This is a genomic window from Chryseobacterium angstadtii, assembly GCF_001045465.1.
GTDB lineage: Bacteria > Bacteroidota > Bacteroidia > Flavobacteriales > Weeksellaceae > Chryseobacterium > Chryseobacterium angstadtii.
The window spans coordinates 25892-40328 of the sequence record NZ_LFND01000006.1; the positions used below are offsets into that span (position 1 = coordinate 25892).

General features: G+C 31.9%; 16 protein-coding genes and 1 pseudogene. 16 read left to right on the forward strand and 1 reads right to left on the reverse strand.

From position 1 onward, the window contains the following. Positions 1 to 9 precede the first annotated feature (9 nt). The 5 genes and pseudogenes from ACM46_RS16875 to ACM46_RS16890 all read left to right on the forward strand — a co-directional run bounded on the left by ACM46_RS16875 (position 10) and on the right by ACM46_RS16890 (position 6122). Positions 10 to 3690, forward strand: coding sequence for a DUF6443 domain-containing protein (locus ACM46_RS16875; RefSeq protein WP_157859461.1), 3681 nt, complete (start codon positions 10 to 12; stop codon positions 3688 to 3690). A gap of 5 nt (positions 3691 to 3695) precedes the next feature. After that, positions 3696 to 4241 carry a hypothetical protein gene (locus ACM46_RS16880; protein WP_048507872.1) on the forward strand — a complete coding sequence of 182 codons (546 nt, stop codon included), beginning with the start codon at positions 3696 to 3698 and terminating at the stop codon, positions 4239 to 4241. Positions 4242 to 4734: 493 nt separating this feature from the next. Further along, positions 4735 to 5439 (forward strand): hypothetical protein, encoded by a 705-nt coding sequence (locus ACM46_RS16885; RefSeq protein WP_048507873.1) that lies wholly within the window; start codon positions 4735 to 4737, stop codon positions 5437 to 5439. Positions 5440 to 5538: 99 nt separating this feature from the next. Beyond that, a pseudogene (locus ACM46_RS23015) lies at positions 5539 to 5838 on the forward strand (RHS repeat domain-containing protein); the annotation flags it as partial. A 41-nt stretch (positions 5839 to 5879) separates the two neighbouring features. After that, positions 5880 to 6122, forward strand: coding sequence for a hypothetical protein (locus tag ACM46_RS16890; RefSeq protein ID WP_048507874.1), 243 nt, complete (start codon positions 5880 to 5882; stop codon positions 6120 to 6122). Here the strand turns inward: ACM46_RS16890 and ACM46_RS16895 are convergent. Then, positions 6119 to 6343: a hypothetical protein gene (locus ACM46_RS16895; RefSeq protein ID WP_048507875.1), complete on the reverse strand. Its 225-nt coding sequence runs from the start codon at positions 6341 to 6343 to the stop codon at positions 6119 to 6121. The two genes, ACM46_RS16890 and ACM46_RS16895, sit on opposite strands and share 4 nt — an antisense overlap. A 25-nt stretch (positions 6344 to 6368) precedes the next feature. Here ACM46_RS16895 and ACM46_RS16900 point away from each other — a divergent pair, with 25 nt between their 5' ends. From ACM46_RS16900 to ACM46_RS16960, 11 genes are all read left to right on the forward strand, one after another. Next, positions 6369 to 6725, forward strand: a complete 357-nt coding sequence (locus tag ACM46_RS16900; RefSeq protein ID WP_048507876.1) for a hypothetical protein — start codon at positions 6369 to 6371, stop codon at positions 6723 to 6725. Positions 6726 to 6774: 49 nt separating this feature from the next. Next, complete coding sequence (locus ACM46_RS16905) at positions 6775 to 7224, forward strand: hypothetical protein (protein WP_048507877.1); 450 nt, start codon at positions 6775 to 6777, stop codon at positions 7222 to 7224. Between the two features lie 28 nt (positions 7225 to 7252). Next, entirely contained in the window at positions 7253 to 7708 is a 456-nt protein-coding gene (locus tag ACM46_RS16910; protein WP_048507878.1) for a hypothetical protein, read from the forward strand. Positions 7709 to 7738: 30 nt separating this feature from the next. Continuing rightward, the gene (locus ACM46_RS16915; protein WP_048507879.1) at positions 7739 to 8254 is read left to right on the forward strand and encodes a hypothetical protein; all 516 of its coding nucleotides are present in this window, start codon (positions 7739 to 7741) and stop codon (positions 8252 to 8254) included. Between the two features lie 2 nt (positions 8255 to 8256). Further along, positions 8257 to 8676, forward strand: coding sequence for a hypothetical protein (locus ACM46_RS16920; protein ID WP_048507880.1), 420 nt, complete (start codon positions 8257 to 8259; stop codon positions 8674 to 8676). A 115-nt stretch (positions 8677 to 8791) separates the two neighbouring features. Next, positions 8792 to 9214: a hypothetical protein gene (locus tag ACM46_RS16925; RefSeq protein ID WP_131707618.1), complete on the forward strand. Its 423-nt coding sequence runs from the start codon at positions 8792 to 8794 to the stop codon at positions 9212 to 9214. 151 nt (positions 9215 to 9365) lie between these two features. Next, complete coding sequence (locus tag ACM46_RS23830; RefSeq protein ID WP_338152002.1) at positions 9366 to 10394, forward strand: RHS repeat domain-containing protein; 1029 nt, start codon at positions 9366 to 9368, stop codon at positions 10392 to 10394. 786 nt (positions 10395 to 11180) lie between these two features. Beyond that, positions 11181 to 11645: a CPCC family cysteine-rich protein gene (locus tag ACM46_RS22850; RefSeq protein WP_053082721.1), complete on the forward strand. Its 465-nt coding sequence runs from the start codon at positions 11181 to 11183 to the stop codon at positions 11643 to 11645. Between the two features lie 473 nt (positions 11646 to 12118). Further along, positions 12119 to 13147, forward strand: a complete 1029-nt coding sequence (locus ACM46_RS16950; RefSeq protein WP_048507885.1) for a DUF262 domain-containing protein — start codon at positions 12119 to 12121, stop codon at positions 13145 to 13147. Continuing rightward, positions 13140 to 13730 carry a HEPN domain-containing protein gene (locus tag ACM46_RS16955; RefSeq protein WP_048507886.1) on the forward strand — a complete coding sequence of 197 codons (591 nt, stop codon included), beginning with the start codon at positions 13140 to 13142 and terminating at the stop codon, positions 13728 to 13730. The genes ACM46_RS16950 and ACM46_RS16955 overlap by 8 nt, the downstream gene beginning before the upstream one ends. 105 nt (positions 13731 to 13835) lie before the next feature. Further along, the gene (locus tag ACM46_RS16960) at positions 13836 to 14402 is read left to right on the forward strand and encodes an REP-associated tyrosine transposase (RefSeq protein ID WP_048507887.1); all 567 of its coding nucleotides are present in this window, start codon (positions 13836 to 13838) and stop codon (positions 14400 to 14402) included. Positions 14403 to 14437 lie beyond the last annotated feature (35 nt).

The following is a 14437-nucleotide window of genomic DNA, read 5'->3' on the forward strand; positions in this document are numbered from 1 at the left end:
AAATTAATCATGAAAACAGAAAAATCAGGGATGAAAAAATATTTTTCACTCTTCACTCTTCTCTTTTCATTAGCTATCTCCGCGCAAACCAGTCTCAGTACTTCTGAAAACTACATTTATACCAAAAACTGCCTGGATGGAGACTGTACTAAAAAATCAGAATCTGTGCAGTATTTTGACGGATTGGGAAGACCAATACAGTCAGTTGCCATTAAGGCTACGCCACTTGGAAAAGATGTTGTAGTCCCGATAGAATATGATTCAAAAGGGAGGCAGGCCAAAAGCTATCTTCCTGTTCCGCAACCGGGCACAGCGAGTGGAGCGATTTATACCGACCCGCTTGCCAATGCTGCGTCCGCCGGATACGGAAGTGAAAAGATCTATTCCGAAAAACGCTACGACGATCTTTTTACCACAAGAGTGAACCAAGTGGCTCCGGTAGGAACTGCATGGTCACAGAAACCGTCCAATATGGCTTACGGAACCAATGCCGCCAATGAAGTAAAGAAATATGAAATCACCACAAGCTGGGTAGAAGGCAGAACCAATTCCAAGATTGATTTACCGGGAACCTTTGCTGCCAACCAGCTTATGAAAACTTCCGTTACCGATCCGGATGGAAATACCGGTACAGAATTTAAAAATAGTAAAGGACAGACCATCCTGGTAAGAAAAAACGACGGCACCCAGAATGTAGATACTTATTACCTCTACAATGAATACGGTCAGTTGGTGTATGTCATTCCACCGTTGGCTGTGGAAACTTCAGCTCCCAATCAGACGATGCTGGACAAGCTGTGTTACCAATACCGCTATGACGGGCTGGGAAGACTGGTAGAGAAAAAAGTTCCGGGAAAAGGCTGGGAATATATGGTATATGATAAAGCCGACAAGTTGCTTCTTACCCAGGATGCTGTAATGGCCACCCAAAACAAATGGCTGATGACCAAATATGATATGCTCGGCAGAATTGCTTATACCGGAATAGTCAACAATAACAGTAGCAGAAGTATCTTGCAGAATCAGATTGCAGATTTGGTTATCTACGATGCCCGCAATTCCAGTGGTTTCGTAAGGAATGGAATAACTGTTTATTATACCAGTGTATATTTAAATATAGATACTCTTCTGTCCGTAAACTACTACGACACCTACCCTGCCTACAGTTTCAATCCTGCTTTTCCTTCCTCCATACTGGGAGAACCTGTCATTACCGATACACAGAATGCTTCGGTCAATACGCAGGCGATGCCTACCCTAAGCCTTGTGAAAAATATAGAGGACGACAACTGGACTAAAAATTATGTGTATTACGATAAAAAAGGAAGGGCAACAGGAACCTACAGCATTAATCATCTGGGCGGATACACCCGTACAGAATCTGAGCTGGATTTTTCCGGAATGGCCAAACAGACGAAGGTATATCACAAGAGACAGAATATAGATGTCGAAAAAGTGATTACCCAAAGCTTTGATTATGATAGCCAGAACCGTGTTTTAAAGCACCGCCATCAAATAAACAGCGGTCCGGTAGAACTTTTAACGGAGAATACTTATAACGAACTTTCTCAACTTTCCAATAAAAAAGTAGGTAATGGACTTCAAAGCATCGACTATCAGTATGACATCCGCGGTGCGCTTACGAAAATTAATGATCCCAATGCACTCGGAACAAAGCTTTTCGGGTATGAGATGAAGTATTTCAATCCTCAGAATACCACTCAGAGTTCTACCGGAAAATACAACGGAAATATTACTGAGGTGACCTGGAAAACAGCTTCGGATCAGGTTTTAAAACAGTATAACTATCAATATGATGCCCTGAACAGGCTTAAAAAAGGAACGTATTCTGAACCTGGAGCTTCTGTTCCTGAGAACGGATTCTTTAATGAAACCTTAGCCTATGATCTGAACGGGAATATCACTTCCCTGCAAAGAAACGGGAAAAGCTTTTCAGCAGCGGCGCAGCTTATTGACAATCTCTCCTATAATTATACCGGGAACAAACTCAATACCATTACAGATACGTCTGGTAATTACAGTGGTTATCCGGATTCTTCAGGAAATACGATTTCCTATGATGACAATGGAAATATGAAAGATCATATAGACAAAGGCGTTTTAAAGATTGATTATAACTTCCTTAATCTTCCTGATTATGTAGAATTTGATAAGCTATATGCTTCAAGGGAATATGCCAATCTGCTTTTTAATGTAAATACAAAGTATGTATACAAGGCAGACGGAACCAAGCTTCAAAAGACCTACACGTTCGGATCCGGGAAAACGAATATGGAGACTATAACGGTAACAGATTATCTGGATGGGTTCCAATATGAAGCCAAGTATACAGGAACTAAGACAGCACCCGTATTAAAATTTGTTCCTACTGCCGAAGGATATTATAATTTTGAAAATAATAAGTATATTTACACCTATACGGATCATCTGGGAAATAACCGTTTAAGCTATACCCAAAACAGTACGGGAACAGGAACGGAGATCATTGAAGAGAACGGCTATTATCCATTTGGTTTAAGGCATAATGCAAGTACTGCAACAACAACCAATCCTGCGTACAACTACCAGTACAACGGCAAAGAATTACAGAAAGAAACAGGCTGGAACGATTACGGCGCCAGAATGTATATGGCAGATATTGGCAGATGGGGCGTTATAGATCCATTAGCAGAGCAGATGAGAAGGTTCTCCCCTTATAACTACGCTTTTAATAATCCGGTAAGCTTTGTAGATCCGGATGGCATGAAGCCGATGAATATGCTGAAAATAGCTGGCGACGGGTTTGAGAATACGGATGTAAGCTATGGAGGAAGCAATCCAAATTGGGTAGGCTTAGGAAATGCGGGTAGCTATGGTGAAAGCTATGGTTTTGGTTCTGTATCTTCAGGTGGTGGGGGAAGTATTTATCAAACTGATCAGGGAACTGTATATACAGGAAGCGCAGCTAGCGATGCTTTTTCCTCTTTATTAGCTGGTAATACGAAACCTCCGAAACCAAACTTTTGGAAACGTGCTGGTAATTGGATTAGAAACCTTTTTGGAGAGAGTAATAAAGGAGCTGGAATTGCAACAATTGTTCCGGGAGCTACTGCAACTAAAAGTAGAACTGGGAAGCTAGAAGTTGGTGACGTTCTAGAAACAGAATCCTTTATTAGCAGTTATGGAGATGGATTTATAGATGGTGCTGAATCTACTTGGAGTTATGTTAAAGGTCAAGTTTTTGGTGATAGTTATTGGGATGGAGTTGCTAATACTTTTAGTTTAGGAGCTTACAATACATTAAAAACAATAGATGGGCTTGTAAAATTTGCTAATGATGCACCCGAGTATACAACAAATGATTATGCATATGGAGCAGGTTTTATAACCGAAAAAGCTGCAGAAGCTATAATATTGAAAAAAGTTTCTCAGGTAAATCCATTTGGAATAAATGGAGGATACGGTTTTAAGATAGGCAGGACAGAATTTCTATATGCAAATCCAAGTGTAGGTGGTGGGACTATATTTTCCTACGCATCATCTAGTGGAGGAAAATTTCGCATAGATTATCATGGCCTACCTTCAATAAATAGAGGTAATACATTACATTTTCACTCAAATTACTGGGGATTTAGTAACTCACCTCATAGAAGTTTAAATCCTTTTAATTTCGGAAAACCTATAAAATAAGATAAATGGAATTTCACAACAGAATTTTAAACAAAGATATTGGTCTTCTTTTTATTGATGATTTCAATTTATATAACTGGGATGATTTGAGTAAAATAAAGAATATTTATAAATCTTTATTTTTTAAAGGAAGTACATTATTTTTTTCATTTAGGAGAGAAGAAGATTTAACTGATGAAAAAGAATTAAAAAAACTTAAAACAAAAATATTAGATATATTTAATAGTGAAGGCGAATATATTGTTTTAAGAAAGCTGGATGATAAACGTTTCGATAGTATTGCTAGAATAGTTGTAAATGAAAATACTTATAATTTTCTTTTTGATCTTTGGAATTATTTTTACAGTTGCTCTATTTTTATTCCCAACAAAGATTTTACTTTTTCTGATTATATTAATTTTTATAAAAAAAACAAATTTGAAGATAAGGGAAATGAAAAGCTATTAAGTAATTATTTTACCGATTTTACTTGTATTAAAGGACTTGGTGGTGATAATATGATTATAAGTCATCGTAGTAATTACGATTTGTCTAAATTTATTTCTATATAAAAAAATCTTCTCAATGCCACACGAATCTTTTTGTGTGGCAATTTTTTAGTAATTGCTTCCAGTAAACAACCTCATTGTATATCTTTACGAAAACATATATTGATGAGTAGAAATTATAAATTCCACAATCCGGAAGAATTATATTTTATAAGATATGAGGTAGAAATCTAGTTTTATAATACTTTTGTAAAAAGCTATTCATTCTTTGATCCTTAATTTTTTAATCCCACGCTGCCGCACGAATCCTTTCGTGTGGCATTTTATTAATAATTACTTCCAGTAAACTACCTCATTGTATATCTTTACGCAAAGCATATTTTGATGAATAGAAATTCATGCTGGCTGTATATGTTCAATCATAAACATTTAGTCTTTAGAATGTATGATTTATAGTTCTTCAAACCACACGAAAGGATTTGTGTGGTGCGCGGAGATTAGTTATTAATCATGACTATACAAAAATTATACAAATACCAACAAGTTCAGTAATAAAATGAAAATAGAATTTTTATTAGAAGAAAAGACGTTATTGTCGGCAAAATATATAAAGTTAATTGACAAAAAAGATTTTGATAAAATAGTTATTAAAAGAAGTGATATTAAATCTACCAATCTACAATTTGGAGAAATTTCTCAAAAAGATTTAATAATTAGGATTTCTTTTAAAACCTTTAAAAATGATTATATTTTTAACGTTTCAGATATTTTAATTAAAACAACCGAAATTGTTTTGTTGGGAATATTTAATGACCCTTTGGGTATATACAATCAAGGATATATTGATAACTTCAAACTTCTTTCTGATAAAAAAGAAAAAATAAATTGGTATGAATTAAACGATAAGCAAAAATATTATTATTTAAGAGGATGCTATCTGTTAAATGGAGTTAGGGAAACTATTGATAATGTTGATTCTACAATCATAATTGATTTATCAAAAGTGAGAATAGATTTAGATGTATATTATGAAATTGGGAAATCTTTTTTTAAATCATATGGCTATTTTGGTACTGAATTTCATTCTTTTAGAGATTGCCTAGTTAGTGTCATTGGTTCAATAAGAAAAAGAGAAAAGGTGCCCATTTTAAAGATTGAGGGACATAGAAGTTTTGAAAAGTATTTTGCAAATAATATTTTATTTAATGATTTTTATGAAATGTTCAAAAGAGTCGGTTTTGAAATAGACAATTTACAATAATCCCCACTGTTGCACGAAATGATTCGTGCAACAGTTTTTTAACAATCACTTCAAGTAAAGTGCTTCATTGTATATCCTTGCATAAAGTATATATTCATTCTAAACTACTTTAAAAACACAGCTGGCAGCGCAGAAGTTCTTGAAGAAAACAATTATTACCCGTTTGGTTTAAAGCAGGAAGGCTATAATACATTCACCGGGAACCCTGCCTACAACTACCAGTACAACGGAAAAGAACTGCAAAAAGAAACAGGCTGGAGTGACTACAGTGCCAGAATGTATATGTCCGATATTGGAAGATGGGGCGTTGTAGATCCTTTAGCAGAGCAAATGAGAAGGTTTTCGCCTTATAATTATGCTTTCAATAATCCGGTAAGCTTTGTAGATCCTGATGGGATGAAGCCGATGAATATGCTGAAGTAGATCCTTTAACAGAGCAGATGAGAAGGTTTTCGCCTTATAATTATGCTTTTAATAATCCGGTAAGCTTTGTAGATCCTGATGGGATGAAGCCGATGAATATGCTGAAAATAGCTGGCGACGGGTTTGAGAATGCGGATGTAAGCTATGGAGGAAGCAATCCAAACTGGGTAGGCTTAGGAAATGCGGGTAGCTATGGTGAAAGCTATGGTTTTGGTTCTTTATCTTCCGGTGGAGGGGGAAGTATTTATCAAACTGATTAGGGAACTGTATATACAGGAAGCGCAGCTAGCGATGCTTTTTCCTCTTTATTAGCTGGTAATACGAAACCTCCGAGAAAGAGTTTCTGGGAACCTGCTGGTAATTGGGTTAGAAACCTTTTTGGAGGTGGTAAAAAAAGCTCTAATAAATTAGAGGTTGGCCCTGCTGAAAGGATTGCTGATGCTGATTTTGCTATTAACGGAGCCAAATTTTCTGAATCCATTTTTGGAGACTTTGGAAAACAAGTGTTGGAACCACAAGACACTTTTTGGGAAAAACTTGGAGGGATGAGGACTTGGACAGATTCTGATGGCCGTGAATATTGGGTTGATTCTGACGGGAAAATAACAGGGATGGCTCCTCTTATGGGAGATGTTCCATTTGGTTCAGGTAGTGTTTTCAGAGGACCTGGACTTCTAAAAGAATTACCATCAATAGATGCCACTAGAAAAGTGCACGGTGTTTTACCAAGATCCATAGATTTAGTTAATTTTTCAAAAGATGAACTTAAAATATTGCTTCAAGAGCTTAAAATAAGTGTTCAACAAAGGATAAAGACTACTTCTAAACTTGGTAGAGATGTTGGTCATGGTGAAAGACAATGAGCAGAACAAAATCTAATTCATTACATAGAAAAATATCTAAATAAATAATATGAAATCAGCAAGTGAAATAGCACAAATGTTATTACAGGATTTAGCTCAAAATTTGAACAATATTCAGAAAAACAACTCCTTGATATATTATAATGAAATATTAGGAGATACTTCTTTTTTGTTGGCAGGCCTCCTTAATGTACTCGTTAAAAAAGAAAATTTTATAGATAAAATTTGGATAGATGATAGTCTTATTACAGATATTAAATTATTAAATAGTAATAAAATATTTATTAAAGGGGTTATGATTTGGGGAAAAGAAGGTACAACAGCTCAATGGGTTGATCCGTTTGAATTTATTATGAAATTCGACAATGACTTATCTACTTTTATTAACTACACTTTCTTCTATCAAGATTTTGATATAAATGAAATATCTTATGAAGAATATAGAGAAAATCGTTATAATTATGAAGTTGAGAAATGGAGGTACGAATTTAAAAGTTAAATTAATATATGAGTAATAAGTAGTTTACATGTTTATAGAAATAATATTTAAAGGATTATTTTCTGTGTCAAATTTTAATCTCTTAAAAAAACTACTGCTAAATGCAAAAGAAGTACGTTTCAATGATCCAGAAATTAATTCAGTAAATGGTTTTGATGAAGTAATTAAAATAATTAATTCGAATACTTATTTTGACTTAGTTATCAATACGGATCATCTGGAAATAAAAGAAAAAATCGTTCCAAGAGTATTCATTAATCTTGGACGAAATAATGACGAAATAGAAATGTTATTTTTCTTTGATTTAAAAGATTTAAACGAATCAAATTTTAAAATAAGTATTGATTATTTAAGGGATTGGGCAGAAGAATTTCAAAAGAAATATAGTTTCAAGTACTTTATTTGTCAACCTGATAATGCGGACCAATATGAATATTATTTTGATATTAATGGACAAGGTTCTTTGTACAATAATATTAAGTAGAACAGTATTCTTAATAGTGCTCTCAAGTTAGTGTCCTATTACTTTTGTCATCAACTTGTTGAAAATAAAATATTAAAATTTAAAAGTAAGGGCAGAATAATCTGCTCTTATTTATTTGATGGCCAATTAAACAGCACAGAAGTTCTTGAAGAAAACAATTATTACCCATTTGGTTTAAAACATGAAGGCTATAATGCACTCACCGGAAATCCTGCGTACAATTACGGATACAACGGAAAAGAACTGCAAAAAGAAACAGGCTGGAGCGATTACGGCGCCAGGATGTATATGGCAGATATAGGTTTAACCAATTTAATATATATGTCTGCTGTAGTTGCTCATGAATCTTCACATTGGGGAGATCACATTAAGAGAACTGTTAAATATAATGATACAGGTCTAAGCTCTACTTATGGTGATGTAGAAAACTTTTTTGAAAATAGAGCTTTCGGTGGTAGAATGGGATCATATTCTTCAGGAATATCAGTATATATAAAGAATTATGTACAGAGCAATTTTATTTTATTAAAATCAATATTCAAATAGTTATGAAAAGAACAATCATTTTTTCAATAGTCACACTCTTCATATTATTTTCTTTAACGTCATGTGCTTCACTTGAAAAAAATAGAAGAAAAGAACAATTCATAACACAATTTTTTGGTAATGAATCAGTCTATAATAGCTTGAAAGACTACTATTCTCCAAAAGACATCATTATTTATGATAGTAAAAAAGAATTGATAAATACACCAATTTCTTTTGAAATAAATTCAAATAGAATAAAAATTGAAACAACAAAGCCTCTTAATGATAATTATTTTAAAATTTATAGCTTTAATTTAAATAAAAGTTTGGCTTCAATAGTTTTAGCTACTTCTGATGGGGATAAGGGGGTTATCTATTATGTAGAAAAGAGAAATAATAAATGGGTTATTATGAATATTATTTCTAAAAATAGATATTAAAATTTATAGCAATGTCAATATTCAAGAGTAAATAATTTTATAATATGACAAAATACCTAAAAGCTTATGTACAAAAGAACTTTCAATTATTAAATAATATTTATAAATGATAATTATGAAAAAAATACTCTGTTATTTATTAATATCTATAAATCTAATGATGTCATGTAGTTCACAAAATACTTCTACTTCAGATACATTTAAAAATTTTACTAAAGAATTTTTCATGAATCAAAACGTTTATAGGGCTTTAAAAAAGTATGCACGAAATAACACAATACAGATTATAGATCCAGATCACAACATAATCAATGAATTTACAACTTTCAACAATAATAACCTTAATATTAATATAAACATTGAAAAGCAAGACGATTATGATTTCTATGTTAAAAAAGCAATTATTAATAAACACTTAGCTTTTGTAGTTTTGTGGTATAAAGATTCTACAACAGCATTATGTTTTTATCCAATTAAAAGTGAATACACTCCAAATAAATGGATAGTCGAAGAAATTACAACTAAAAGCATCAAATAAATTTTATTTTCGTTTGTCCAAATAAAATAAGCCACTGTTTTTGCAGTGGTTTTTATTTTAAACAAAATAGAACTATTATATTTACCAGTATAAAGACCATTTAGGAAATACAAGGGTAAGTTTCGCCAGAAACAGCGCAGGTGCTCCTGAAATTTTAGATGTCAACAATTACTACCCTTTCGGATTAAACCATACCGGAGGAAACGGGGTTAACAGTTCAGGATTTGGAAGCTGGCAGAGCTATAAATACAATGGCAAAGAGCTTCAGGAAACAGGGATGTATGATTTTGGAGCAAGATTCTATATGTCCGATCTGGGAAGATGGGGCGTTATAGATCCTTTAGCGGAGCAGATGACAAGGCATTCTCCCTATAATTATGCTTATAATAACCCGATAAGTTTTATTGATCCGGATGGAAGAAAGCCACAGGCACCAGATGATGAGGCAAAATCTTTTATGTATCCTAATTCGCTCTGGAACTTTTTTGCAGGACCAGGGCCTAAAGATCCAGGAGCTCTTAGGAGTTTTATTGCACAAAATAACGGATGGGGAGAATTTCAGTATTTCATGGCGCCAAGTGATAATGGTGGAGGTGGAAGTGCCCTAGTAGGTGATACGCAGGAATTTAGAGATATTATGGCATTTCTTTATTTCGGAAACATTAATTTTTCTAAGTTTGGAACTCTTGACCCAACACCAAAAAGGAAATATTTAAAAAATGAAAGCAGTTTTAATATCTGGGGTATTGAAACAAGAAAAATACAATATCAACTAGATAATGTAAATATGAATTTAGAATTTAAACAGATAATTAAGCAAATAGGAGAGCTTACAGATAAAGTAGACAGTGCAATGGACTGGACGCCAGGAATAAGTGGATCAAAAGGTGTTTATGATTTTATTAAGGAAGGAGCTAAATCTCTGAATCCTTCAACACTTATATTTGTGTTAGGATCAACGACAATTATGCTTGAGAGTGCTAATGCTAAAAACTTTTTAGAAATGTATCAAGATGTTCGAAGTAATTACGATGACATGCATGCTAAATTCCCAGTCAATATGAAAGGAATAGCCGTAAATGTGGATATGATTTTAGGTCCTCAAAATCATATCTGGTCAAGATATAGTTTTTATGATATAAGTACACATCGATATTTAGGAGGAAGAACTTTTGAATAAATTAAAATATGAAACTTAAAGTAACTGTATTAGTGTTAACTATTCTTATATTTTTTATTAGAATATTTTACAAAGAATCAACAAATTTGATTGAGATGAATTTTAATCATTTTTTTGGAGTAAGTTTTGACAGGGTTGTGATATATGTTTATCAGATATTTGTATTCCTCTTTATTACATCTGTAAAGAAAATTAATATAATAATAGTTTTAACTTTACTATTAATCAATCTCTTTTTAATAATTTGCTATACAATTCCTCTAAGTAATTTGGGGTAATTTATAACAGTTAGTGATGAAAGATTTTAGAAACTAATAATACCAACACTGCCACACGAATCCTCTTGTGTGGCATTTTTATTAATAATCATTTCCAATAAACTACCTCATTGTATATCTTTACGTAAAACATATATTGATCATTAAAATGATAAGATTCTTAAATTATATTATTTTTCACTTTATTGAATTTCAGAAAAAAGTTGGAAATAATGATGTCTCAATATTTACAACTTCAGTGTTTTTCACAATAATGATATGGATGAATATTTTAACGGCGATAAATTATATTCTTATGAAGAATTACTATCCTACTACAAACTATATTATTCCCGTTGCATTATTTTGTATAGGATTATTCTGGATAATCAACAATTACATTAGGAAAAGAAAATATGAGAGTTATATTTTTCATACATCCTTTTTAGGATACATTTATTTATTTCTTTACATTTCAATAAGCTTTGTATTATTTGTAAATAGTGTTGAATTAATAAAAAAATAAAGCATGATAAATTTAGATTTAAATACGGCTATAAATATTTTAGCACTAGACAAATACTCAAAAATGACAGATAAGGAAAAAGTAGAATTATCTGAAATTGAGAAGCCTAAAGAAGAAGAAATTTTTGACAATTTAAAACATACATATGCTGGAATTAGAATCTCGTATATTGAAGATCAACTTAAAACTTTATATCAACTGCCCATAAGCGTTTCTGGTAAAGCTCAAGAACTAAATCCTTGCTCTTGCTGTGATTACAAGACAATTGTAGAAAAAGGGAATTATGAAATTTGTAAAGTGTGCTTTTGGGAAGATGATGGAACTACAGATGAATCTAAATATAGCCATGTAAATCATATGACTTTAAAAGAAGCCAAAGATAATTTCAAAATAAAAGGAGCTATTTTAGAAAAGTTTTTAAATTTTGTAGATAATGAAGGTAAATTGAAGTATGATAAGAATACCTAAATAAAGATAACACTCGCTGCTGCACGAATCCTTTCGTGTGGCATTTTTATTAATAATTATTTACAATGAACTACCTCATTGTATATCTTTACAAGAAACATATTTTGATGAATAGAAATTCATGCTGGCTGTATCTGTTGTATCATAGACATTTAGTCTTTAGAATCTATGATTTATAGTTTTTTAAACCACACGAAAGGATTCGTGCGGCAGCAAGGGAATTCAGGAAGTATTTAATTAAAAAAATAACAGATTGGTCTATCAGACTTTTTATCAAATGACAAATATATCAAAAATAACTACAGGTATTGAAGAAGCTGAAGGAGGAATTCAAGAAGAATAAGAAATAATCGCAGGTTTTAATTCACTCTTTTTTACTAAAAAAACACAATATATTCTAATATCTCATTTTTCTTTTATTGGTGATATTTATAAACATTTAATTATATTTGAAAAACTAATAATACATAAATATGACTGATAGCAAAGTACTAAATCTTTATCCAATCGATTATCCGTTTGAAACATTAGTTCAAAGAGCAATTGCAAATCCTCCTAAACTTATTCTTAATCCAGATTTCCAGAGAAAATACAAATGGGATAAAGATGGCTCTGAAAGAGCATCTAAATTTATTGAGTCATGCCTTATGCGAATTCCTTTACCAGCTTGTTATTTTGCAGAAAATGAAAATGGAAATCACGAGGTAATTGACGGTGTCCAGAGAATCACTACAATTAAAAGGTTTTTTAATAATGAATTCAAATTAGAAGGTCTTACGGTATTCAAAGACCTTGAAGGTAAAAATTTTGATGAGCTTGGTGATTTTAAAAATGAATTAGAAAGTACAACAATTAGATGTATTATCCTAAGAAAAGAAAATCCTAAAGAACTAGTTCAAGAAATATTTGCAAGGTTAAATCAAGGAGCTGTGCAACTTACAGCACAAGAAATAAGACATGCAATTTTTCCTGGGTCTCTAGATAATTTATTGATTGAGCTAAGTTCAATTCCACTTATTGAATCTTTTGGTAGGGGACAATCAGGGACTAAAGAAAAAGATGGAAGAGAAGCTGAAGAAATGATATTACGTTTTTTTGCAATGCGTACTGATATGGCTGATTATGAGGATGTATTATCAAAATACTTAGATAAATTTATGATTGATAATCAAAAAATTTCTGAAGAAAAAATTGAAGAACTAAGATCTGAATTCAATTCTACTCTAAATAGATGCACTGAAGTATTTGATAATCCATTTGTAGATTTAACAAAAGATAAACCTAAGCAAAGTCTAGTTCACTATGATCTTTTAATGTGGAGTTTTAAATCATTAACAGATGAATACATAATTCAGAATAAGCATTTAATAATCAATAAATTTAAAGAATTATGTATAGATGAAAGATTCACTAGAACACTCTCAGGAGGTCTCCAAAAGAAAAGCTCTATATTAAAAAGAAGAGAAATATGGTTAGAAAAATTGGCTGAAATAAATGGATAATACACAATACAAGGGTGTATATATTGCCCAACTCGAAAAATTAAAAGAAATCATAGAAATAGCTAACTCTAGGATTGTTTCAGAAGAACCAGATGATTTCTTTCAAAACAACACTAATTTCTTTACAAAATCATTTCTTGTTATAATGTGTGCATATCTTGAATCTTACCTAAAGGATGCTTTGATGGTTATTATTGATGAAACAAATAATAAGTTAAATCTAAGTAAATTACCACACAATCTTGTAAGATGGAGTTTAAATATTGAAAAAGAATTTAAAAATTCAGACTCAAAATTTGAAGATTTCAAAATTCCAATTAAGAAAAAAGAACTTGATGATTTTATTTCTGGCAATCCTTTTAGAACTAAAGATTTATTTAAAAAATTAGGAATAAATTTAGATTGTGATCTAATATTTGAATCACAAAAAGAAAGAATAAATGCCATTGTTGTTAAAAGAAATAAAGTAATTCATCACAACGATGATGCATCAGATGTTTCAAATGACGATTTGCTTCTAAATATTAATATAATTACCGAATATATTAGCAATATTGATCGCCTTATATGTTCACATATTTAAGATAACCCCCCACGCTGCCGCACGAATCCTTTCGTGTGGCATTTTTATTAATAATCATTTCCAATAAACTACTTCATTGCATATCTTTACGTAAAACATATTTTGATGAGTAGAAATTATAAATTCCATAATCCGGAAGGATTATATTTTGTAAGCTTTGCTGTGGTAGGCTGGTTAGATGTATTTATCCGAAACGAGTATAAAAAGCTTATGTTAGAAAGTTTAAGATTTTGCCAAAAAGCAAAAGGTCTAGAGATTCACGCTTGGTGCATTATGTCCAGTCACGTGCATTTGGTTTTTAGAAGTATAAACCAACAAAAACCAGAATTATTAATTGGAGATTTAAAAAGATTTACAAGTAATGCAATTCTAAAAGCTATTCAAGAGAATCCCAAAGAAAGCAGGAAAGAATTTTTATTAGATTTCTTCTTGAAAGAAGGGGCAAAAAGCTCAAATGTTAATAAGTATCAGTTCTGGAGACACGATAATAAACCTATTGAGCTATGGAGCAACAAGGTCATAAGTCAAAAAATTAATTACATCCATCAAAACCCGGTTGAAGAGGGCTTAGTTTTTAGAGCAGAAGATTATAAGTATAGCAGCGCAGTTGACTACTCCGATGAAAAGGGACTTTTAGATGAAATTGTTGTCTTTAGAATGTATGATTTATAGTTCTTCAACCACACGAAAGGATTCGTGCGGTAGCG